At 39.4% G+C, this 24,583-nt stretch carries 18 protein-coding genes and 1 riboswitch; of the genes, 6 read left to right on the forward strand and 12 right to left on the reverse strand.

All coding sequences use genetic code 11. The annotated features are described in order from the left end of the window. Nucleotides 1-149: 149 nt before the first annotated feature. A riboswitch (cobalamin riboswitch) is annotated at nucleotides 150-328 on the reverse strand. 329 nt (nucleotides 329-657) lie between these two features. From ACR42H_RS15075 to ACR42H_RS15095, 5 genes are all read right to left on the reverse strand, one after another. After that, nucleotides 658-2,469: an amidohydrolase gene (locus ACR42H_RS15075; RefSeq protein ID WP_436371522.1), complete on the reverse strand. Its 1,812-nt coding sequence runs from the start codon at nucleotides 2,467-2,469 to the stop codon at nucleotides 658-660. 69 nt (nucleotides 2,470-2,538) lie between these two features. Continuing rightward, a complete protein-coding gene (locus tag ACR42H_RS15080) occupies nucleotides 2,539-3,876 on the reverse strand; it encodes an APC family permease (RefSeq protein WP_113884739.1) in 1,338 nt (445 codons plus the stop codon). Between the two features lie 137 nt (nucleotides 3,877-4,013). Further along, nucleotides 4,014-5,495, reverse strand: coding sequence for an aldehyde dehydrogenase family protein (locus ACR42H_RS15085; protein WP_436371525.1), 1,482 nt, complete (start codon nucleotides 5,493-5,495; stop codon nucleotides 4,014-4,016). A gap of 28 nt (nucleotides 5,496-5,523) precedes the next feature. After that, nucleotides 5,524-6,924, reverse strand: coding sequence for an aminotransferase family protein (locus ACR42H_RS15090; protein WP_436371527.1), 1,401 nt, complete (start codon nucleotides 6,922-6,924; stop codon nucleotides 5,524-5,526). A 56-nt stretch (nucleotides 6,925-6,980) separates the two neighbouring features. Next, nucleotides 6,981-8,219 (reverse strand): M20 family metallo-hydrolase, encoded by a 1,239-nt coding sequence (locus tag ACR42H_RS15095; RefSeq protein ID WP_436371529.1) that lies wholly within the window; start codon nucleotides 8,217-8,219, stop codon nucleotides 6,981-6,983. Nucleotides 8,220-8,403: 184 nt separating this feature from the next. Here ACR42H_RS15095 and ACR42H_RS15100 point away from each other — a divergent pair, with 184 nt between their 5' ends. The 5 genes from ACR42H_RS15100 (at nucleotide 8,404) to ald (ending at nucleotide 15,337) form a co-directional block, all read left to right on the forward strand. Continuing rightward, a complete protein-coding gene (locus tag ACR42H_RS15100; RefSeq protein ID WP_113884735.1) occupies nucleotides 8,404-9,795 on the forward strand; it encodes a sigma-54 interaction domain-containing protein in 1,392 nt (463 codons plus the stop codon). Nucleotides 9,796-10,051: 256 nt separating this feature from the next. Beyond that, nucleotides 10,052-11,149, forward strand: a complete 1,098-nt coding sequence (gene aguA, locus ACR42H_RS15105) for an agmatine deiminase (protein ID WP_436371531.1) — start codon at nucleotides 10,052-10,054, stop codon at nucleotides 11,147-11,149. Nucleotides 11,150-11,379: 230 nt separating this feature from the next. Next, entirely contained in the window at nucleotides 11,380-12,693 is a 1,314-nt protein-coding gene (locus ACR42H_RS15110; protein ID WP_436371533.1) for an aminotransferase family protein, read from the forward strand. A 62-nt stretch (nucleotides 12,694-12,755) separates the two neighbouring features. Continuing rightward, nucleotides 12,756-14,189, forward strand: coding sequence for an aldehyde dehydrogenase family protein (locus ACR42H_RS15115; RefSeq protein ID WP_436371535.1), 1,434 nt, complete (start codon nucleotides 12,756-12,758; stop codon nucleotides 14,187-14,189). 14 nt (nucleotides 14,190-14,203) lie between these two features. Then, nucleotides 14,204-15,337, forward strand: a complete 1,134-nt coding sequence (gene ald / locus ACR42H_RS15120; RefSeq protein WP_436371537.1) for an alanine dehydrogenase — start codon at nucleotides 14,204-14,206, stop codon at nucleotides 15,335-15,337. A gap of 811 nt (nucleotides 15,338-16,148) precedes the next feature. On the opposite strand, the gene ACR42H_RS15125 is transcribed toward ald, so the two are convergent. The 4 genes from ACR42H_RS15125 to ACR42H_RS15140 form a co-directional block, all read right to left on the reverse strand. Further along, nucleotides 16,149-17,555, reverse strand: a complete 1,407-nt coding sequence (locus tag ACR42H_RS15125; RefSeq protein ID WP_436371539.1) for an amino acid permease — start codon at nucleotides 17,553-17,555, stop codon at nucleotides 16,149-16,151. A gap of 76 nt (nucleotides 17,556-17,631) precedes the next feature. Continuing rightward, the gene (locus ACR42H_RS15130) at nucleotides 17,632-19,266 is read right to left on the reverse strand and encodes a M20 family metallopeptidase (RefSeq protein WP_436371541.1); all 1,635 of its coding nucleotides are present in this window, start codon (nucleotides 19,264-19,266) and stop codon (nucleotides 17,632-17,634) included. 51 nt (nucleotides 19,267-19,317) lie between these two features. Beyond that, entirely contained in the window at nucleotides 19,318-20,121 is an 804-nt protein-coding gene (locus ACR42H_RS15135) for a dimethylarginine dimethylaminohydrolase family protein (protein WP_436371543.1), read from the reverse strand. 40 nt (nucleotides 20,122-20,161) lie between these two features. Further along, a complete protein-coding gene (locus ACR42H_RS15140) occupies nucleotides 20,162-21,016 on the reverse strand; it encodes a dimethylarginine dimethylaminohydrolase family protein (RefSeq protein WP_436371545.1) in 855 nt (284 codons plus the stop codon). Nucleotides 21,017-21,193: 177 nt separating this feature from the next. On the opposite strand from ACR42H_RS15140, the gene ACR42H_RS15145 reads away from it, so the two are divergent. Next, nucleotides 21,194-21,931 carry an IclR family transcriptional regulator gene (locus ACR42H_RS15145; RefSeq protein ID WP_436371547.1) on the forward strand — a complete coding sequence of 246 codons (738 nt, stop codon included), beginning with the start codon at nucleotides 21,194-21,196 and terminating at the stop codon, nucleotides 21,929-21,931. Nucleotides 21,932-22,465: 534 nt separating this feature from the next. Here ACR42H_RS15145 and ACR42H_RS15150 read toward each other — a convergent pair. The 3 genes from ACR42H_RS15150 to ACR42H_RS15160 form a co-directional block, all read right to left on the reverse strand. Continuing rightward, complete coding sequence (locus ACR42H_RS15150; RefSeq protein WP_113884725.1) at nucleotides 22,466-22,951, reverse strand: PaaI family thioesterase; 486 nt, start codon at nucleotides 22,949-22,951, stop codon at nucleotides 22,466-22,468. 109 nt (nucleotides 22,952-23,060) lie between these two features. After that, nucleotides 23,061-23,369: a hypothetical protein gene (locus ACR42H_RS15155; RefSeq protein ID WP_436371549.1), complete on the reverse strand. Its 309-nt coding sequence runs from the start codon at nucleotides 23,367-23,369 to the stop codon at nucleotides 23,061-23,063. 81 nt (nucleotides 23,370-23,450) lie between these two features. After that, nucleotides 23,451-24,566, reverse strand: coding sequence for a flavin monoamine oxidase family protein (locus tag ACR42H_RS15160; RefSeq protein WP_436371551.1), 1,116 nt, complete (start codon nucleotides 24,564-24,566; stop codon nucleotides 23,451-23,453). Nucleotides 24,567-24,583: the final 17 nt, after the last annotated feature.

A 24,583-nucleotide genomic window follows, 5' to 3' on the forward strand; every position in this document is an offset into this window, starting at 1 on the left:
AAAGTACAATGCTTCTTGCCAAATAAAAAATGCCTGCACTCCTTTTCAAAGGAATACAGGCATATGAAATGACAGTATAAGAATAAGCATACTGAAACTCAAAAACAATTGATCATAATTGTCCCGCCTATACTTCTCCCTCCGAAAAGCAAGTGTCGTTTAAATAAGCAGGTTTCCTGACTTAAGCTTCTTTTTACTCTTACACCTTCCCGATTTCTCAGTGGCATTGTAATTTCATCAGCTATTACAGTAGCGGGGGCTGTACCAGATTTTCACTGGATTCCCTTTTACCTCACCAAAAGTGAGCACTTATTCAAATTGATATATTAATTTTTTACTAATATAACATATAATGACCAAATTTGACATATTATTTTTTTCATAATTTTTCTAATGCTATGATAATGCCTTTGCTCTTTTGATATAGGATTTGGTAAAAAGCTTACTTCTGCTGTTCAGGAGTTAATTTCGCTGCGATATAACAAAATGTGCATTAGTCTTTCATAAAGTTAAAATAAATTTATAATGATTAGATCAGTGATGCAACTCTTCTTTGGTTTGTAAAAACAATAACAACAAACCACCTCAATAAGTTATAAGAGTAAAAAGAAAAAAGCCACCTGGTTTGGCAGCTATATTAAAATTTGAACCTCGATTTTATTCTCCTTTAAAAACTATCTTCCCATCAACAATCGTGTAAACAATAGAGGTTTCAGATATATTTTTTGGTTCAATATTGGTAAGATCCTCTCCAAGAACAACCATATCCGCTTTCTTCCCGGCTTTAAGTGAACCTAAGTCATTTTCACGATATATTTGATAAGCAACATTCTTTGTGTATGACTGTATCATTTCCTTTAAAGTAAGTGCTTGATCAATATTTCGAACCAAATCAGAATCCTGCTCTTCTGGATAAGGACTGTTTCTTGTAACTCCAGTTTCTACCGCGTTCAATGGTCGATAATCAGGGGTGGGCGGATAATCGCTGCTGCTGGCAATCGTTACTCCAGCTTCCCACATTTCTCTTGCTGGATACATGGCTAATGCACGTTCCTCTCCTATCATTGCCTTCTCTAAGTCATAATACTGATCTTTGTAAAACCAAAAGGGCTGCAGGCTCGCAATAACACCTAAATTCGCCATACGGGAGATGTCACTATCCTGAATAGCACTGATATGAGTAATAGTGTGGCGGGAATTGTGCTCTTCATTTTCTTTCTTTGCCAATTCCAGGGCATCAAGGCCCATTTTAACTGCTCCATCGCCGATTGCGTGAATGTGTACTTGTATATCTTCCTTATCTAGTTTTGAGACCATCCTATTGAAAGTATCCTCTTTCCAATTCGCATCACCGTGGTGGTGGGATCCCATTCCGGCATTCTTGGTATATGGTTCAACAAAGAGAGCTGTTTTCCCTTCAGTTACACCATCAGCAAATAATTTTACGGTGTTCACTGAAAGCCAATCTGAATTATACTTTTTACCAGCCTCTTCTATTTTCGCAACCGCTTCTTCCGGTTGAGTTTCTGGTCCAAATACAATTGCATTGGCAACCCGCATGGTCAACTTACCCTCTTTTTCTAATTCATTCAATACTTTTAAACTTCTATCACCGCCTGACATATTCATGACACCCGTCATACCAAAGCTATGCATTTCTTTTTGAAATTCCAGAATTGCCTCTTTATATTGTTCATCCGTTAAGTTAGACAGCGCTTGGACATCTGCGAGCAGATCCATTGCTCCTTCTCGCAATACACCACGGGGAGAACCGTCAGGATTACGCTCGATCATACCACCTTTAGGAACCGCTGTATCCTTGGTAATTCCGGCAATCTCCAGCGCTTTTGAATTGACCCAAACCGAGTGTCCATCGATAGAGTAAAGCATAACAGGTATATCTGAAACGACGGCATCCAAATCCTCTTTCTTAGGGCCTGGGTTCGTACCATCCGCCTGTTCATAGGGACCGTTCACCCATCCATCCCCAGTAATGACTTTAGCATTGGGGTTTTTCTCCCTAAAATTAGCGACCGCCTGTACATATTCTTCGTGGCTCTCAAGCTCTGCAAGATATACTTCAAAAAGTTTGGAGGTCCATAAACCTGGCGGGTGAGTATGACCATCCATAAAACCAGGAGATACCATTTTTCCTTCCAGATCAATTACCTCGGTATCCTCCCCCACATAGTTTTCCACGTCAGAACTGCTTCCTACAAACTGGATTTCTCCATCTTTTATAACAACTGCTTCAGCAAGCGGCTGATCTTCCTCCATGGTGTAAACCTTTCCATTTTTAAGTACAAGTGTGGCTTGATCATGGGATACCTCCACGTCCTTTTTATCAGTAGAATTTGTATCCTTTTTAGCGGTTACATCTGATTTTTCTGTACAGGCACTTAGTATAAGTACGAATGGAATAAGGATGAAAATCAAAAAACTCAACTTGTTACGCAATATATTATTCATCGACATTTCACTCCTTATTGTTTAGGGATGCTCCAGACACGCTAATATTTAAAAATAGAAACTTTCGTACTACATCTCTAACTCCTCAAAGTCGATCTTTGGGGGCTCTTTACTAAAGAATCCGGTTGATATAAGTAAATAAACGACACCTAGTAAAGCCCATATTAATCCAGCAATAATGGACATAAAATCAAGGCTGCTCCATAGGTATATAATGAAACCAAGTCCAACCAGCGGAAAGATCAAATTTCCAAAGGTGAATCCAATAGTACGTTTTGTTTTGGTTTTAAGGTAATTTGCGATTACACAAATATTAACAAAACTAAATGCAGTAAATGCACCTACATTTATAAGTGATGTTGCCATTGTTAAATCCAGAAAAAGGGAGGAAAGCGCCAGAAGCCCAATAAATAGAATATTTGGAACTGGTGTATTTAATCTAGGATGAAGATATCCAAAGAACCCTTTAGGCAATACGTTATCTCTGCCCATAGCATATAACAGCCTTGATGCACTTACTTGAGCTGCTAAGCCGGAAGCAAATACTGAAAATAGAGCCCCAGCTGTGAAAATAGATAAGAAAAGGTTTCCTCCAATCGTATAGGCGATCTCTGGAGAAGCTCCTTCGATATCATTAAACACAGATACATCAGGAAAAAGGGACTGCATGAAGAAAGTGACCATAAAGAAAAAGATTCCCCCTATTGAAGCTACTAAAATGATTGCCCTAGGGATTGTCTTTTTCGGTTCAATTGTCTCCTCCGAAAGTGTAGTAATGGCATCAAATCCGATGAAGGATAAAGCTAAAAGTGCAGCACCCGCAAAAAGACCGGAAAATCCCATACCAGACGGAAATAATTCGCTAAGAGAAATAAAAGATTCAGGGCCTTTTATAATTGAACGTACATTAAGGTAAATAAAGATAACCCCGACAATAAATTGGAAAGCAACCAGTAACATGTTTAATGAAGCTGCTAGTTTGACCCCAAAAATATTTAAAATACTAATGACAAGAATTAACCCTACAATCCAAATCCAATCAGGAACCTCTGGTAAGGCTGCAGATAAATAGATTTTGGCCAATAAGGCATTGATCATTGGCAAAGCTAAATAAGCAAGAAAAGTGATCCAGCCAGCGATTATTCCCAAATATGGATTCAAAATATTTTTTGTATAAGTATAAACTGAACCTGCCGCGGGATACTTCTTAACTAACTTTCCATAACTCAAAGCAGTAAAAAGGATTGCTGTAAAAACGATAATATATGCTGCCGGCACATGCCCTGAGGATACATCCGAAGCAATTCCAAAAGTATCAAATACAGCAAAAGGAGACATATAAGCAATTCCAATTGCGACAACATGCTTTAATTTCAACCTTCGCTGAAGTTGATTCGTATCATCCATATAAACACCCTTTTCCTCTAGTCATTAATATAGAGAATGATTATTCTCTTATTGAATCCGCTTTCATTTCGAAATGAATTTTACCTAACAGCCTTCGTTTCCCATTCTATTTATTGAAGGCTATTAAGTAAGGCTAATTACTCTAAGTTAACCCATACACTTTTCACTTCCGTGTAGCTATTTAATGCATAAGACCCCATCTCGCGGCCAAATCCGGATTCTTTATATCCTCCAAAAGGAGCAGCTGCGTTGGTGATATTATAGCAATTAACCCACACAGTCCCTGCCTTTAATTTTCTTGAAATAGTATGGGCATTTTTTAAATTTTCTGTCCACAAACCTGCTGCCAATCCGTATGGGCTGCAGTTGGCACGTTTTACAACTTCATCAATACTCTTATAAGGCATCGCAGCTGCAACTGGACCGAAAATCTCTTCTCTGGCTATAGACATTTCATCTTCTACATCAGCAAATACGGCTGGTTTAACAAAATAACCTTTGTCTGAGCTTTTTCCGCCTATTAATAGATTTGCTCCTTCTTTTATCCCCTTTTCTATATAGGCTGCTACAATTTCCTGCTGTCTTTTAGAGACGAGTGGACCCATTTCTGTTGATTCATCCAAACCATTCCCTAGTTTTACCTTTCCTGCATAATCTACCAGTCTATCAATTACCTGGTTATAAAGATGATCTGGTATAAACACCCTTGAGCCCGCGCAGCATACTTGGCCTTGATTTGCCATAATCCCGGAAAATACACCTGGTATCGCTTTATCCAGATCCGCATCAGGCAAAATAATATTTGGTGATTTGCCTCCAAGCTCCAACGTTACTCGTTTCATTGTGTTTGCAGCTTCTTTCATAATGGCTCGGCCAACAGGTGTTGAACCAGTGAAAGCAATTTTATTTACTTTTGGATGTTTAACAAGCGCATTTCCGGCTATTTTTCCATAGCCATTAAGAATGTTGACAACCCCTTTGGGGAATCCTGCTTCCTCTATTAGCTTAGCTAAATATAAAGCTGATAAAGGTGTTTGTTCTGCAGGTTTTAATATAATCGTACAGCCTGTTGCAAGAGCCGGAGCTATTTTCCATAAGGCCATCATAATTGGAAAATTCCACGGAATAATCTGTCCAACCACACCGACTGGCTCGTGGTGGGTATAGTTTAAATGAGTTGTTGAAATAGGAATGGTCTGTCCAGTCATTTTTGTCGTCCAGCCTGCAAAATATCTAAGCTGTTCGATTGCATTAGGGAGATCGCCTGTTAACATTTCTTTAATAGGCTTGCCATTGTCTAATGTATCAAGCTCGGCAAGCACCTGCATGTCCCGCTCCATTAAATCAGCCAGTTTATGCATGAGTTTAGATCTTTCTGCAGAGGAAATATTCGGCCAGGGTCCCTCTTCAAATGCCCTTGAAGCAGCTTCGGCAGCTAAATGAACATCCTTTTCTGATGCAGCATATACAATAGCTAACTCTTCTCCTGTAGCAGGATTTATCGTGTGAATTGTGTCTTCCTCAATGGATTCTACCCATTCTCCATTTATAAATAATTTTTTGGGTTCTTTTAAAAATTCTATCACTTTCGGGTGCAATTCCACCGTATTGCCAACCATCTAGATCTTCCTCCTTTCTTACGAACATTTAATTCATAACCTTTTTTGAAAAGGCAGCTAAAGAATCATCTACAATATTAATAATTCGTTCCAACTCATTATCAGCAGTGATAAAAGGAGGAGCAATTGCAACAATGTTCATGCCTGGTTCAAAATCAAATGGCCTAATCAATAAGCCCCTTTGATAAGCTTCATCTACAACACTAACTGATGCTTTTACAGATTCATCAAAAGGAATATTTTTATCCGAATCCTTCATTAAATCAAAACCAGCCAATAAACCCTTCACTCTTGACCCTGATACAAATTCATATTTGTCTTCTAAATAAAGAAGCCCCTTTTCTAATTGTTCTCCCAATTTCCTGGCTTTCTCAATAAGACCATCCCGTTCTAAAATTTCAATATTTTTTAATCCTACTGCACACGCTGCTGGATGCCCGCTATAAGTGAATCCATGCGCAAGCATGCCATCATATGATGTAAAAGCATCTCTGATTTTTTCTCTCATTACCACACCGCCAAGTTGAATATACCCGCTGGTTATCCCCTTTGCGATAGACATAAAGTCCGGAACAACATCCCAATGATCTACCCCGAACATTTTTCCTGTCCGTCCAAAACCACAGATAACCTCGTCTGCTATAAGGTGGATATTAAACTCATCACATAATTTTCTAACAGCCTGAAGATAGCCTTCAGGAGGAATATGAACACCGCCAGCTCCTTGGATTGGCTCTACAATAACAGCTGCAATCTTATCCTTTCCAAGTTTTTCAATGATGCTTCTAATACATCCCTCATATTCTGGATGGCTTCTGTCACCAAGTTCACACTCTGTTAAATGAGCTTTCGCATTCACGATATCCGGGTCAGTAGATCCCGAGAATTCACGGTAAACCTCTATGCCAGTTGCCCTTTGTGCAGAAACTGTTACACCGTGATACCCTCTCTTTAATGAAATAATCGTCCTTTTTTCGGTGTATCCCTGCAATTGCCAATAAAACCTGGATAATTTAAATGCAGTATCATTTGACTCCGATCCTCCGGAAGTGAAGAAAACTGTATTTAAATCTCCCGGTGTTAATGAAGCAATTTTTTCGGCCAGGCGAACAGTTGGCTCATTTGCATAGCCATAAAATGACGAAGCATACGCAACATTTACCATCTGATCATAGGCAGCTTTAGCCAATTCCTTATTTCCATGCCCTAAATTTACATTCCAAAGCATGGAAACTCCATCAATATATTTCTGGCCGCTCATGTCATGGAGATATATTCCCTCTGCACCTGTAAAAATAAGCTTTGGGCCTGTTTCCGCCTGTAATTTTGGATTCGTGGATGGGTGAAGGAGATGCCTGCGATCTAACGCGGAAAGTTCAATTGCCAACGATTCGTTTTTTCCATTCATAATTGTTTGATTTTGGTTCATTTTCAAACATGCCTCCAGTTAAAATAATTTTGAAAAGCCAATTAAATAAATAGAAGTTATTGAGCCCTTGCAAGTTTTAGAATAGTGTTCAGAAGGACATTTGCGCCCTTCTCAATGTCGGCCTCTAAAGTCAATTCTTTTTCATTATGGCTTATCCCGTTAATACTGGGTAAAAAAATCATCCCGGTGTCGGCCATTTTACTAATATATTTAGCATCATGTCCTGGACCGCTAAATAATCTTAAGGTTGAATATCCCAATACGCCTGCAGCTTCACTAATTGCATCCATAACTTTGGAGGAAAATAGCACAGCATCCGAATTCCAATCTGTTGAAATCGTAACTTCAACATTATTCATTACCGCAATTGTACCTAACTGCTCTCTTAGTCTATCAATTGTAACAGCTCTAATCTCATCATCCTTGTGCCGAACGTCAATCATAAACTCTACTTCACCAGGTATAACGTTCGTAATATTCGGTTTGACATTAAGTTTGCCTACTGTCGTTTTCAAACCTTCAATTTCATTTGTTATTTCATATACTTTGGTAACCATTTTGGCGGTAGGTGCTAAGGCATCTTTTCGGTTTTCCATTGGAGTAGGCCCGGCGTGATTGGTCTCTCCTACTACCTTTACATTCAGCCAGCTTATTCCTTGAATTCCTTCGACAATTCCAATTAACTTGTTATTATTTTCAAGAATGGGACCTTGTTCCACATGGAGCTCGATAAAGTATTTTATATCTCTTAATCTGTGCTTTTCGTCCCCCATGTATTGAATATTTATTAATGCCTCCTGGAATGAAATGTTCTCATTATCCTTTGTGTTATAGATAAAATCTTTTGTAAATTCACCTGCAACACCGCCTGACCCAAGCATCGGAGGCTCAAAACGGGCACCTTCTTCATTAGTAAAGTTAACAATTTCAATTGGATAATCAGTTTCAATATTATTTTCATTTAATGTACGGACGACCTCCAAGGCCGTTAAAACACCCAGGATTCCGTCAAACCGTCCGCCGCAGGGCTGTGTATCTAAATGAGATCCGATTGCAACAGCTGGACTATCATTAAACGTTCCTTTTCTCCTTCCGTAAATATTTCCAAGGTCGTCAACTCGCACCTCTAGCTTCTCTTCTCGCAGCCATTTAACAAATATATTTCTCATCTTTTTATCTTCTTCTGTTAAAGCTAGTCGATTTAATCCTCCATTCTCTAAGGATCCAATGGAAGAACTTACATTAATCGTATCAAGCAGGCGTTTTCTATTAACCATGAGTTTCGTAGTTTCCATTTACTTACCTCCTCAACTATATTCAATGCAATTTTTATGCCAACTTGCAAATGACCCTAAATATCAATATATATTTGACTATTAATCTGAAAATTTATAATATAGTTATTATTTCGAACCAATTCCGGTTCGTTTTGAATCGAAAATGAATCAAACTGAATCAATAATACTTTGGGGGCATAATATGAGCAAAAAGTTTTTTGAAGATAAACATTTTCATCATATGTTCAATTATTTAAAAGATGGGATATTTATTGCCGACCATAATGGCATTGCCCTATGGATTAATGACACAAGTTCAAAGCAAATGGGAGCACCGCGCTCTAAAGTTATCGGAAGAAGTGTATCTGATCTTGAAAAAGATGGCTTATTCACCCCATCCATTACAAATATTGTGTTAGAAAAAAGAGAGACTGTGACAAAGGTTCAAACCTCTAAAGGGCGACAATACTTAGCAACTGGTTATTTTGTTGAAATTAAAGAAGATAAGACCCAGTATGTCCTGGTTAATGTAAAGGATATAACCGATACTGTCAGGTCCTCCCTTCAATTAGAAAAAGCTGAAATATTACTCCAAAAATATTGGGATGAGCTCCAGGAAATGAAGGTCAAGGAATCAGAAAAGAAAAACAATCAAATCATTATTGGCAATAGCAAAAAACATGAGGAAATTTTGGATTTAATCGGGAGAATTGCATCATTAGATGTAACCATCCTCTTAACAGGAGAGACTGGGGTCGGGAAAAGCATGATTGCATCAATGATTCATCGAAGGAGCAATCGAACTGATAAACCATTTATCCAAATAAATTGTGGAGCAATTCCTGAAACTCTGCTGGAATCAGAATTATTTGGATACAAAAAAGGAGCATTCACTGGAGCAAACAGCAGCGGGAAAATTGGATTAGTTGAGAAGGCAAATGGAGGTACCCTTTTTCTTGACGAAATCGGAGAACTGCCTTTAACGCTGCAGCCCAAGCTTCTTCAATTAGTTCAGGAAAAGTCATTTTTTCCTATTGGTTCCACCGAATTAAAACAGGTAGATGTACGGATTATTACTGCTACTCATCAAAGTCTTCTGGAAATGGTCCAGGAAAAGCGGTTTAGGGAGGATTTATATTATAGATTGAACGTTGTTTCAATTCAAATCCCGGCGCTAAGAGAAAGAAAGGATGATATTATTCCCCTTGTTTTTCATTACCTTGAACTATTCAAAACAAAATATCGAAAGTCCACTGTCTTAGGAAAAGAGCTGGTTGATTATCTGCAACATTATAGCTGGCCGGGAAATATTCGTGAATTAGAGAACATGATTGAACGTTTAGTTGTCACTGCAAAGTCAGACATAATTGATAAAAGTGACTTATCGGAAAAAGTGTTAAGAGAGGTGCAGAAGAACGAAAGTGAGTTTCCTCCCAAACTAAATGGCCAAAGTCTTCCTGGTTATATAGAGGAAATTGAAAAGAAGCTAATTATTGATGCCCAAAAAGAACATAACTCTACAAGGAAAGCGGCCAAAGCACTTGGAATAACACAATCCTCCTTGATAAGAAGACTGCAAAAATACAATTTATAAGTTTTAATGAAGCTGAAACATGAATTGATTCGATATCGGTTCATTTATTTGAAAGGCAGCTTTACTAAAGGATTAGAAAACGCAAAAAATTGTATATATGTATTTACTAATCTCTTCTTTTTCTTGGCATGGAACTTGCAACAGAAACTTAGTAAATACAGTTTAAGGAGGGAGTTTTTTTAAAGCACCGCTGCTTTCTTCATTTAAAAGCTCTGTCAATAATTACAGTGAATTACTGAGTTTAGGGGGATAAAACATGGTATTAACAATGAATGGCACACCAAAAAAAGACGGTTTTAGAATGCCGGGCGAATTTGAAAAACATAAGGGGACCTGGATGCTTTGGCCAGTTAGAACGGATACCTGGAGAGCTGGTGCCAAGCCGGCTCAAAGGGTATATGTTGAGGTTGCAAAAGCGATTGCACAATTTGAACCTGTTACCATGTGTGTAAGACCGGAACAATTCGAAAATGCCCGTGCCCTTTTACCTGAACATATCCGCGTAATTGAAATTTCCTCTAATGATGCCTGGATGAGAGATATTGGTCCAACCTTTGTGAAAAATGATCAAGGTGAGGTGCGCGGGATTGACTGGGGGTTTAATGCCTGGGGAGGAATTGAAGAGGGTTTATATTTCCCTTGGGATTTAGATCTTCAGGTAAAAAGAAAAGTATTAGAAATCGAGCATATAAGCCGGTACGATGCAACAGAATTTGTTTTAGAAGGCGGTGCCATAACCGTGGATGGTGAAGGCACCCTTATTACTACCGAACAATGTGTTTTAAATAAAAACCGAAATAAAAATTTAACAAAAGAAGAGGTAGAAGAAAGACTTTCTGAATTCCTGAATGTAGAAAAGATCATCTGGTTAAAGGATGGTCTGGTCGGAGATGAAACAGATGGGCATGTGGACGAGATATTATTTTTTGTTAAGCCTGGTGAAATTGCCATGAGCTGGACAGATGACCCCATTCATCCGCAGTTTAAAGTGCTTCAGAATGCATACGAACGGCTAAAGGATACAACAGATGCAAAAGGCAGAAAACTAAAAATACACAAAATACAAATGCCGAAACAAATAACATTAAGCGAAGCTGAAAGTTTTGAAATTGATTACTCCAGACATAGTTACGAACGATCAACACACGTGACCTTTATTTCTACTTATATTAATTGTTATTTATGTAACGGAGGAGTTATCTTGCCAACGTTCAATGATCCCCAGGATGAGCATGCTGTTGCCGCTTTTCAAAGAATGTTCCCAGACCGCCAAATTGTTACGGTTAACACTCGCGAGGTGTCGGTTGGCGGAGGAAATATCCATTGTATCACTCAGCAGCAGCCGTGGCCATAAGAAATGCGAAACCGTCCCAGAGCTACTCATTTTTTAAAACTCATGAAAACTTATACTCTTAATTATAAAAAACTCGAGCTGATTATTATTCAGCTCTTTTTTTGTGTGTTCCCCCGAAAAAATGGCTTACATATAATATTTGGCACAATCCTTGCATTGTAATTAATGAAAAGTATTTTTTAAAAATAGGTTTCTGAAACTTAAATTTAAAGTATGAGGTGAGAATGATAATGAACGCAAATGAACTTACTTATCAAGAATTGGCGGAATTGGACAAAAAGCATTTCATGCATCCGACATCCCCTATTCAACAACAGCAGGAACATGGTCCTGCCTATATTTTTGCAAAAGGAGACGGTGTATATCTCGAAGATGTTCATGGGAAAAAGGTTATTGACGGAATGTCCTCTCTTTGGAATGTAAATATTGGCCATGGGCGAAAAGAGCCGGGTCTTGCTGCAATGGAACAAATGAATAAGCTGGCTTTTAGCTCCTGCTTCGCCACATTTAGCAATGAACCAGCTATTCGATTAGCTGCTAAAATAGCGGAAATTACTCCTGGGGATTTAAATACGACCTTTTTTACTTCCGGGGGGTCAGAGGCCAATGATACGGCCTATAAGTTAGCAAGGCATTATTGGATTTTAAAAGGGCAGCCTCAGAAGAAGAAAATAATCTCCCGAATAAAGTCCTACCATGGAGTTGCAATGGGAGCAACTAGCGCAACAGGACTAAAGCCTTTCAGGGATTTCACAAATTCCTTAGCACCGGATTTTTATCATACGGATAATTTTTCGGCAAAAGCGTTTGAAGATGCAATTATATCTGAAGGACCTGATACAATTGCTGCCTTTATTGCAGAGCCTATACAAGGAGCTGGAGGAGTTCATATTGCTCCTAGGGAGTATTTTATAAATGTGAGAGATATTTGTGATAAATACAATATTCTATTTATCACTGATGAAGTCATTACCGGATTTGGCCGGACAGGAAAATACTTTGGAATTGAGCATTACGGTGTTGCCCCCGATCTAATGTGTTTTGCCAAAGGAGTCACTAGTGGATATGCACAGCTTGGCGGTGTTGTCCTCTCGGAAAAGATATATGAAGATTTTAAACGATTATCAACTGGCACACTCCTGCATGGCTATACTTATAGCGGTCATCCAATGGCATGTGCTGTAGCCCTGAAGAATATTGAAATCATTGAAAATGAAAACTTAGTTGAGAACGCCAAACATATGGGTGCAGAAATGCTCAAGGGCTTTAGATGGATCCAGGGAGAGAGAGAGATTGTTACAAATGTTAGGGCCTTAGGTCTTATGGGAGCTATTGAAATAAATAGCCAACAACCAGCAGCAGGACCTCTCGCCCCTCTGATTGTAAATGAGGCAGCCAAACAGGGACTCATTTGCCGATCGGTTGTATTCGATGGGATGGATATACTTGTATTTGCCCCTCCCCTTTCAATTAATAAGCAGGAGATTGATTGTTTAATAGAAATTATCCATGATGCCATCTATAAAATAGAGCAAAAATTGTAGACTTTTATTTCAACCAAGACTTTTTTTAAAAAGAATTTAAACTGGTTCAATTTGGAGGTTATATGCTAATGAAAAAATATCACTTGTTTATCAATGGAGAGTGGACAGTAGCAAAACAGTATATTCCCCTATTCTCTCCTTATAGCAGAGAAAAGATCGCAGAAATCCCAAGTGCAACAGTGGAAGAAGTCAATTCAGCTATAGAATCTGCATACAAGGCGAGAACGATTATGTCTGAAATGCCAAGCCATCAACGTTCAGCAATCCTTGAAAACCTCGCTGGCCTATTCGAAGCGAACTTTGATCAAGCTGCTGAAATTCTTTCTTTAGAGGCGGCGAAGCCGCTAAATACCGCTAAAGGAGAAGTGGCAAGAACTATTCAAACTTACAAATTTGCTGCTGAGGAAGCGAAAAGAATTAGCGGAGAAACAATCCCGCTGGATGCAGCTCCAGGCGGTGAAGGAAGATTAGCATACACTGTGAAAGAACCACTTGGGGTTATCGGAGCCATTACCCCTTTTAACTTTCCGATGAATCTAGTTGCCCATAAGGTTGGACCTGCCATTGCTGCAGGAAATACAGTTGTATTAAAGCCAGCAGGGCAGACGCCCATTTCGGCCTATTTTCTTGCTGAGCTTATGCAAAAAGCCGGGCTGCCGCCAGGTGCTTTTAATGTGGTAACGGGAAGTGGTGCGGTCATTGGTGAAAAACTGATATCAGATGAGCGAGTGAAGAAAATTACATTTACCGGCAGCCCAGAGGTTGGAATTGGCATCCGGAATAAAGCTGGATTAAAACATGTCACCCTTGAGCTGGGATCTAACGCTGCACTCATTGTTGATAAAAATATTGATATCGACAAAATCATTAAGCGCTGTGTTGAAGGTGCCTTTAGTTATCAGGGGCAGGTTTGCATTTCCCTTCAGAGAATTTATGTCCATAAGGATAGCTACACCAACTTCGTTGAAAAATTTGTTAAAGCAACACAACAACTGAAAGCTGGCGATCCTTTAAATCCTGACACAGATGTTTCTGCTTTAATTAATCCTAAGGACGTGGAACGAACTCTTGAATGGATTTCAGAGGCAAAACAAAATGGAGCAATCGTTGCTGCAGGAGGAGCCAGTGAAGGCAATATCCTCCTTCCTACTGTTTTATTAGGAGTGGATCCAGCATCTAAGGTGTCATGTCAGGAGGTTTTCGCTCCAATTGTTTTAATAAACAAAGTCAACTCTATTGAGGAAGCGATTGATTTTGTTAATGATTCCCGTTATGGGCTGCAGGCTGGCATTTATACAGATAATATTCACACTGCATTACAGGCATCAAAGAGAATGCATGTTGGCGGGGTCCTTATTAATGATATACCCACCTTCCGTGTTGACCACATGCCGTATGGCGGTGTAAAAGAAAGCGGCATAGGACGTGAAGGGATTAAATATGCCATCCAGGAAATGACTGAGCTAAAGCTAGTAATCTTTAATAATAATGATTAATGGAGGTTTTATAAATGATTATTGGAGTACCGAAGGAAATTAAAAATAATGAGAATCGGGTAGCTCTAACCCCAGCCGGTGCTATGAGCCTTATTAATGCTGGTCATTTGGTAGTTATCGAGACTGGAGCGGGACTTGGGAGTGGATTTAGGGACGAGTCCTATCAAGAGGTTGGAGCCACTATTGAATCTGCCGCAGAGAATGTTTGGGCAAATGCAGATATGATTATGAAGGTCAAGGAGCCCATTTCATGTGAATACATGTATTTCCGAAAAGGCCTTATTTTATTTACTTACCTGCATTTAGCAGCAGAACCTGAACTGACAAGAGCACTGGTGGAAAATGAAGTAACAGCTATTGCATATGAAACAGTTCAAGCTGGAAATACGCTGCCCCTGCTTACTCCAATGAGTGAAGTAGCTGGAAGAATGTCCGCCCAAATTGGTGCACAGCTTCTGGAGAAAACAAAAGGCGGGAAAGGAATTCTTCTTGCAGGTGTACCAGGCGTTAAGAGAGGAAAGGTTACTGTCATAGGCGGTGGAGTTGCAGGAACAAATGCTGCGAAAATTGCAATGGGTCTGGGTGCTGAAGTAACAATCATCGATTTAAGCCCAGAGCGATTGCGCCAAATCGATGATATTTTCGGCAACCAAATCCAAACACTTATGTCTAATCCTTTTAACATTGCCAAGGCGGTTGCAGATTCCGATTTAGTGATCGGAGCTGTGCTCATCCCAGGCTCAAAGGCACCGAGACTAGTGACGGAAGAAATGATAAAATCGATGGAAGCAGGATCTGTAGTTGTTGATGTCGCAGTTGACCAGGGAGGTATTATTGAGACAGCTGACAGAGTCACTACTCATGATAACCCAACTTATATTAAGCACGGTGTTATCCATTATGCTGTGGCAAACATGCCGGGAGCTGTTCCGCAAACTTCTACTATAGCCCTTACAAATGTAACAGTTCCATACGCGCTGCAAATTGCCAATAAGGGTGTAAAGATTGCATTGACTGAAAATCCAGCTCTTGCAGCAGGACTGAACACAATGAATGGTGAAGTCACCTATAAAGCAGTAGCAAAGGATCTTGGCTATGAATATGTTCAACCGATGAAAATATTAGCCAAAGAGGAAGTTAATAATTAGGAAGCCGCTCCATCATATTTAAATCTGTTCCATTTTTTTTAAACATTAAGTCTGGCATTTAAGTCAGGCTTAATGTTTGGCATATGAGCGCTGACAAAATTGCTGCATTCGCATTTTCCGCCATTTAAATTTAGAAGATATTCTTTTCCTCGGAGAAACACTCCCTTCTCTTCCTCTTCTATTAGATAGACAGCTTTTGCTGCTTCACAATTTATGGACTCTCCTCAAAAACTATCGAAAGAAGTTTTTTATTACATTAATGTATATTTTAAAACTACAATCTTCGCAGCAAAAAATCTTTGTCTTATTTTCCTTAAATTATATATATATTAGTGAACCTTCGTATACTCTGAATGTTTTTTGCATTATAACAAAGTACCTCATAGTAATTCATAGTGATCCTTCTAAGTGACATATTACTTTTGAGTGGATTTTTCAAAGATTGTAACCAGTTCCCCAGTATATGCCTGAACATCTAAATGTGGCTTTCTCATTAATTCAATGGTGAACCCGTCAATGGCATTTCTAATTGTTAACTCTAGTAAATTCCCGGAAAATTCCTTCTTGCACCATGGATTAGAATATTTTCAATTGGAAGTTAAAGTCCCCTGGTATTTGAGTATGTCCTTTTCGCTTCCCGGGTTCAGAACTCTCTCATACTGATAAGATAAAACAGCCTGATTCAGCAGCTGAAATTGACCATAAACACCTTTTAATTTAGCAGGGGTTAAACATGAAAAAAGGGAACTTAATAAAAGTTCCCAATGGGTGCAATCCTATTTAGTTTTTATGGTAGCCAGGATAATTACTCTCATGCACCAATCTCATTATTTGAACTCACTTTATCTGTCTTTCTATTTTTGAAGTAATAGAAAATATAACTGACAAGCAGGAATCCTATTCCGATAAGCAGTCCTGCCAGCTGAGTTGGGTCAAAAGCCAGGAATACCAGAATAGAGACACAGAATATGATACAAATTAGCGGGATGACTGGGTAGAATGGGACTTTATATTTCAGATCCTCTACCTTTCCACCTGCTTGTATATACTTACGTCGGAACATGAATTGAGAGAGAGCAATTCCCATCCATGATATAGTGACAGAAATACCAGCAATAGACATTAATAGTACAAACACGGTTTCAGCTGCAAACACGCTTGTGAGCAATGATAAAAGTGAAAATATCATGGTGAATACGAGAGCAGTGAACGGAACCTTCCGTTTTGAGAGTTTTCCAAAAACTCTTGGTGCCATTCCATCATGAGCCATCGCCCAAAGTAAGCGGGTCGAAGCATAAATACAAGAGTTTCCTACAGATAAAATAGCTGTTAAAATAACAAAATTCATGATATCAGGTGCAAATGGAATTCCAGCCAAGTCCATCAGGGTTACAAACGGGCTTTCTAGTATCCCGAGCTCTTTTGTTGGGAAAATAGCAGATAGTATAATTATAGAAGCAATATAAAAGATAATGATTCTAAATAGGACATTTCGAATCGCACGCGGAATATTCTTTTGAGGCTCCTCGCTTTCACCGGCGGCAATTCCGATTAATTCTGATCCCTGATAGGAAAAGATGACATTCATCATCGTTACAAACACGATGGCAATTCCAGCAGGAAAAAGGCCTTTAGGAGCTAAATGTTCCATATATGGCGCCGGCCTGTCCGCCAGTGGTATGATGCCCAAGATGGCACTGAAGCCTATAATAATAAAGAAGATCACAGCTACAACTTTAATTCCGGAAAACCAATATTCCGCCTCAGCAAATCCCCTTGTTGTTAAGGCATTGAGTGTAAATAAAAGAAGGATGAATATTGCACACCATACCCATACTGAAATATCCGGAAACCAGCGTTTCATCAAAATTCCGGCAGCCGTAAATTCTACACCAGCTGTTGTGGCTGAGCCAATGAAATACATCCAGCCTAATGAAAAACCAGCCGAAGGACTAATGAATTTACTGGCATAAGTCTGGAACGATCCCGTAACAGGCATGTACACAGCAAGCTCACCCAGGCAAACCATGACAAGATACAGAATTACACCACCGAATAAATACCCGATTAAAGCCCCTCCTGCCCCTGCTTGATTGATCGTGTAGCCGGCATTTAAAAACAATCCGGTCCCTATTACTCCACCCAAAGAAAGCATAAATAAATGACGACGCTTCATTGACCGGTTTAATTGATTCTTCTGACCCTCTTGCTCTACCATCTAGATCACATCCCTTATTTAAATTGGTATCAGCCTGCGCGAATTGTCCACCTGAATGGACAAAATCATCATATTGTCACCTAGTTGCGCCTGATACCATTAGGTGCTTTTTTGCCAGCATTTTGACCATCCCTTCTACAAGGGCGGGTACTTCTTCGAAGGCGCTTTTGATGTGGAGGCGTTCGGTTCGTTTGTGAGCGTCTTTTCCGAATGGGCCAACGTTTAGTACCGGTGCCTGGAGCTGTGTCATTTCATCGAATGGAATGCTGTAGCTGCTGCCCCAAACCGGCGTGTTTTCTTTAAATACGATCCAGCCGTCACCAGCATCCTGATAATTGACATAGCTTAAATCGCTAATTCCATTAAAATAATGTACTTGGTTAACAGGCAGTCCAAACTTTTCAAAGCCTTGTTGTTTTACATATTCAATGCACTCTGCGACCAGCTTATCCTCAGAAGAATTGACTGCCGGATAATAAGGCGGTGCATAAAGCAGAACGATTGCCGGTGTCAGCTCTTGACAATTAATAATTAACGAATCAGTAATCCGGATAGATTTCTCCCGGTCATCCCATTCCACTTTTTTCTGTACCAAGTCTTTGATACCCGCAACAAAATCTGCACCAAATTTTCGAATAGCATGCTTTTCAAGTTCTTCATAGCGCAGCACACGGACCTCACCTACGGGAGATACATTCCGTTCCTTACAAATTTCTTTATAGGCTTTGTTGCAGGCGTGAGCTGCACTTTGCGCTACCTTTTCGAATATATTCATGATTTCCTCTGCATTCCGTTTCATTAAGAATACATTGTACAAAGCCGATGAACGATACGGTGTTTGAGCTGAATACTCCAGACGAAGATCCTTTTGCTGCAGTGTCACCGGCAGCGGAGTTTCCTCTCCCTTATCTGTTTCCTGCAGCGCCATACTCCACTCCATTCTTTGTGTTAAAAACGAGGCAATATAAGGTGCTGTTATACCGCTAAGCGGTTCCCCCACATGCGTTTCTTTTCCATAAAAAAGTGCGGCAGGCATGATTTTACCAATAGAGCCTGAATACACATAATAGTTTCTGTCACCCGGCTCTTGTGTAAATACCGGTTCTCCGTTCAGGAAAAGCTTATAGGTGAGCTGATGTTTTTCCTTCAATTCTATAAGTTTCTGAACAGCTGCCCGCATTCCGGATGAGTTCACTTCTTCATCTGGAACCGTCAGCAGGATAAGATTAATTGGCCAATGTTCAACAGTTGCTTTTTCTATTAATCCCATATGCATGACAAGGCCCATTTTCATATCCATCGTACCCCTGCCAAATAAGAACTCTCCCGAGAGAAGATCCTGCCTGGCCTCTTCTGGCAGCTCATCTGCTCTGGAATGAAGCAATTTCGTCAATTCCTCCGGGAGATGGGCATACTCCTGAAGATCACCATATTCTTCTGTATTTACTGTATCAAAATGGCTGATTAACACAATCGTTTCTGTGGCATCAGGGTGCTTATATAAAGCGGTTACAAAGCACCGGCCGAAATCGGTATCATGGAGCCTCAAGTAATCAGGATTTTCTCGAAAATAGGTTAACTCCTTGAGCTTCGCTGTCACTTTAAAAGAAAATTTACGCTCTCCCTCCGTAAGTGTCATACTTTTCCAGCTTACTACTTCACACAATAACCTACGCAATGCGTCTGGGGTTCCCCACCTTAGCTGTGTCATAACTTAACGCTCCTTCTATGCGAATTAAAACGAACCTTTTTTAACAAATTTTTAAAAACGCAGTGACAAACAGCTTAAACCGCCATCAAGTTTACGGAATTCAGATGTATCAAGTTCAATCGTTTGGAATCCAGCTTCATTAATTTTTTGCTTTGTTTGCGGGTAGCCGGAAGGGATGATGATATAGTCATTGACGCGAATACAGTTTGCGGCATATTCCTCTTCCGGCGGCACCACAATTTGTTGATAGGAACTGAAATGTGAGTGGTTGATAAATTCTCCAGCAACAACAATCGTTTGATTGCCTATATAAGCTATTCCAGTTTTCAAGTGGAAGAACTTTTGTAACGGAATGATGGTTGCCTTATAGTTTTCGGATTCCAAAATTTGTTTAAGCTGCTCGGCGCCTTCCTGGTTCGTCCGTGTAGAGATTCCGATGTAAAAGTGATCTTCGATTTGTAAAATATCGCCGCCGTCAAGTGTGCCAGGCGCTTTAATATAATAAATTTTATCAAAGAAGGATTTGACTGCCGGCTCTATTTCGTGAATCTCTCCATTTCTTTTTTCCGCACCAGGGTTGGAAATGACTGCGAACTCTGGTGTTAAAACAGCTGTATCTTCTACAAACGTAGAATCCGGATATTGATCACTGCTTGGAAGAACTGTTACCTCTGTACCGCACATTCTAAGTGCTTCAATATAGGCATCATGCTGCTCTAATGCTTTTTCTAAAATAGGTGTTCCAAGGTCAGATGTTGTTAATCCATTGATAAAAGTTGAGCCGGGTTTTTTTACAATTGTGTTATGAAATATTTTGGCAGCTTGTGTTGATTTTGTTGTTGATTCTCTTAACATGTATGATTCCTCCATCATTTTTCAGATTAGTAGACTTTGGTTAAACACGTTCCACAGGGCATGTGAGGCATGTTGGTCCTCCAGTGCCTAAATATGAAATTTCATTACCTTCATATTCATAGACAGTCGCCCCTGCATCCAACAGCCCCTGTTTGGTTTGAGGATTTCCGGAAACAATGACACAAATGCGCGGTGCAACAGCGAGCACATTACAGCCGAGCCTCCGGTATTCATCATCCGGTACTTCAACCAGCTGGAAGCCGCGTTGCAGAAGCATCTGTCTTAGAAATACCGGCATAAGCCGTGAATACACTACTGCAAGGTTTTCATCTACGATGCTTATAAAAGACATAAGGTGAAGACACTCCTCTTCCCCTTGATCATGAGGGAGTTGGACAACTATACATTCATCAACTATATCTTTTGTCATTTCTTTAATTTGGCGAATCGCCTCATCGTTTGTTCGATAACCGCGTCCAATTAATAATGTGCGGTCATCTAACCAAACAAGATCTCCCCCGTCAGCCACAGCATCATTAGATAACTCTCCCAGAATCGGGATATTTTTTTCTTGTAAAAATTCTTTATAAATTTCTGCTTCAGGCTGGCGTAATGTTTTCCCTGATTTTAAAATTATTGCGCCTTTTTTCGTAAATTTAACGGGATCATGAGCATAAAGCGAATCAAGCCCCACCTTTTCTGAAACAGGCAGAAATTTAATATGGGTGACATGTTTCTTAATAATGGCTAGAAACTGTTCGTATTCCTGCTGGGCTTTCATATAATCCGGCTCGTTGATATAGTTAAACTTTTTCCACTCACTCCTTAAATGCTCCTGACTGATAAATGCTTCTTTTGGATGCTTTAAAATGACAGTGTTTAGCTTTTTGTACATTGAAGTCACTAATTGGCTCAACCTCCTTTTTCCGCATATCGGAATTAGTTTCCTCTGACAGGAAAACTTATAATATGATATTATAGTGATAGATTCTTCATGTCAATATATTTTGAATTTACTGAATAATTTATTTCAATACAATAATGTAAATTAAAAGGAATGGAAGGATAAAAGATGCAGACAATCGATCGTGCCATGCAGGTAATCAAGGTTTTGTCTAAAAATGATACAAGAATGTGGATTTCCATTACAGATCTATCAAAGGAATGCGACTTGCCTGTCAGTACACTTCATCGCCTCCTTCAATCCATGAAGCAGCACGGGCTTATTCAGCAGGACCCAGATTTGAAATTATATTCTATGGGTAACACCTGGTTGGAATATGGACTTAAAATGTATGACACCTTTGATTTTGTTGGACTGATTCGCCCAGAGATGGAAAAATTAATGCATGAGGTGGAGGAAAGTGTGTATTTCAGCAAGCCAATTGGATTAGAATCACTAGTAGTTGAAAGAATTGATTGTCTCAACAATCCTATTCGCATCAATGATCAGCTCGGGATTCGAATTCCGTTGAATATTGGGGCAGCCAACAAAGTGCTGTTAGCTAATATGCCAAACTCCGAGACTGTCAAAGTTATTAATTCATTAGTCCCCTCCGAGGAAAGAGATTCGTTTATAAAACTATTAAGCAAAGTTAGAAGGCAGGGTTATGGGGAGAGTCATGGTGAACAAACGCCTGGAACCTCTTCTGTCGCTGCACCTATTTTCGATCATGCAAATGAACTCCTTGGAGCCATAAGCATCGGATATGTTAATTTCAATATCACAGAAGAAAGACAAAACGGCTTAATCGAAAAAGTAATCGAATACGGCTTGCGAATCTCCAATAAATTAGGAAGTAAATACTGAGGTATTTAACAAAGATTCATTTTAACAACTATTAGGAAGAAAATTGTCCATAAAAAAAACGCAAGGTTGAAATTTGCCATGCGTTTATAATGCATTATCTCCCATCAGTACCTAAAACAATAAAGAGAACGCGTATTTTTGAATCAGAAAAGCACGAATATTGAAGGTAATTAATCAAATCTTATTGAAGTAGCTTAAATTACTATTTTACTTTTTCTCTAATATTTTATCTTGAAGGTACTGAAAGCCATATTAAACCAATGCAGCAATCTTAAAACATTTATTAATTGAAATTTTTTAGTCGAACCAAGCAAATAAGCGTTAATCCTTCTTAACATTAAATATGAAGTAAATTTTAAAATGCCCAATCCCGTATATACCAAGGAGTTGGGCATTTTTTATGAAAGTGTTAATTGTAATCTATGAACACTATTGAAAATGTTTGGGTGGAAAAAAAGTTATAGGATTTGAGTGATATAGAAATAATTTATTAATATAAAAATTAACTTTTCCTGATAAAACATTTTTATCAATCTATTTATTTATAAAAGTACTTGGCATTACGACAAGAGTTACTTCTCCACGAGCACATAATTTATCATCGGCATATACTTCTGTATGGACTTTCCATCTTTTTGGATGAATTTCCTCTACAGTTCCAATAGCTTTTAGCGGAACGTCTTGTGGAGTAGGTTTTAGGAATTCCACATTAAGAGAAGCCGTAACAAATCGAGGCGGTTCGGTCCCATCACCGATTTCGTTTCCGTTTTTATAATGTAAAGCAAGTGCAGCTGAGCCGGATCCATGACAATCTATTAATGATGCCATAAGTCCACCATAAAGAAAGCCTGGGATACCCATGTACTTTGAATCGGGTTTAAAAATTGTAACGGTCTTGTCCCCTTGCCAGCCCGTTCGAAGATGATGACCATCCTTATTCAATCTTCCACATCCATAACACCAGGCAAAGTCATCAGGGTAAATATCTTGAATTGCTTTTTCAATTCTTTCCTCCACCATTCTTCCTCCTCAATAAGGTTATTCCCGAGATTTAAATGTCGATTTAACTTTTATATCCCTATTAACTGTTATTTTATGACATTGTGAAAGGTAAAACCACTGATAAAAATTACTCAGAGATTTTTAGTACAGCACGAAATCCAGTCGAAACAGCCATCATTTTATCGTATGCTTCACTAGCACGTTCTAATGGTAAAGTTTCAATCATTGGGCGTACATCAGTGGAAACACTGAATTTAACGGCTTCTTGGATTTCCTTTGCTTGGACAGTAAATGAACCTCTAACCGTATTTGATCCTTTTAAAAAGTCCATTGCTGACAATTCCAGCTGCTCACCAGAGCCAGCTGCGATTATAAGCTCACTGTCTGAACCAAGGCCATTTATCAGAGATGAAATAGCTTTCATCATTTTCATCACATACGGCCTCCTGCTGCTGTGAATGGAATTTTTGAGGATAAGAGAAAAAAATATCATAATAAATTGTTTAATTGTATTAAGTTATCTTAATAAGGTTTTGTTTTTTAGATTAGTGATTTCAAATACTGCCTGTTCAGCTGACTGAAGTGCACCTTCAAGATGTCCTCCATATTGTGAATTAGTCTCTGTACCAGCGAAAATGATTTTATTTTCCCATACTCCTCCTTGCGGCGGTTTACCATATACAGGAAAGTCCCTAAGGGGATTGCTGTCTTCCTCAACAGCCGTTTCGAAATCTCCGGACCAATCTTTGTAAAGTATAGAACTCACTTTATTGGCGTCAGGTCCAAATAGCCGAACCAATTGGTCAATGACCAATTTTAATATTTCATCCTCCCCGAGTTCTCTTCGCATTTTTGCTGGCATCCCGAAGAAACCAAATAAGGCACCAGAGCCTGTATTAGGAGAAGCGTCATGGATTTCTTGCAGAGGTCCAACCCAGCTCGCTGCGAAGCCAGAGAGCCCTGATTCCCTCCAAAAAGGATGATCATAAATTGCAACTGCCTTCGCCTGCCCTGCCATCCAGGTAGGTTTATTTACAAGATCAGTCATAAGGTTTTTAGGGAGTGAAGGAGAGAATTCAATATGACTCGCCACAATTCGAGGCGGCAACGCTAAGATAACAGCAATGGCATAGACTTCTTCTTTACTTCCATTTGCATGCTCAGCGTCAAGTGTGATTGCACCGGTTTTATCTAGTCGAATTGCTGTTACTCTCGTTTCTAACTCAACTATGCCAGGCGGAATTGTATTTTCAATAGCTTCAATAAGGGATTGAACTCCTCCTGTAAATCGCACCGATCTTTCAAGAGAATTTTCTGGCAGTACATAACGCTCAGGTAATGCGTTATGGTATCGCTCTGAAAGCATTGCTCCTTTAGTGTACTGGTCAAAGGTTTCTAAATTCAGTTCCTTGACTAAATTAGCCATAGTCTTCTCATGCTGTGGCCAGAACCATGTCGGCCCGAGGTCAAACTTACCCGCGTTAGATCTGTTTGGATGTGGAGTACTCAACACCCTTCCTCCAACCCTATCTCTAGCCTCCAGAACCCTGCATTTTATGCCCAGTTCAGAAAGCAGAGACGCTGCACGAAGGCCGCTTAAACCAGCTCCCACTATAACTATAGGATTGCCCAAAATTCATTCCTCCTTCC

Source organism: Cytobacillus sp. BC1816, from assembly GCF_051353635.1.
Taxonomy (GTDB): Bacteria; Bacillota; Bacilli; order Bacillales; family Cytobacillaceae; genus Cytobacillus; species Cytobacillus oceanisediminis_C.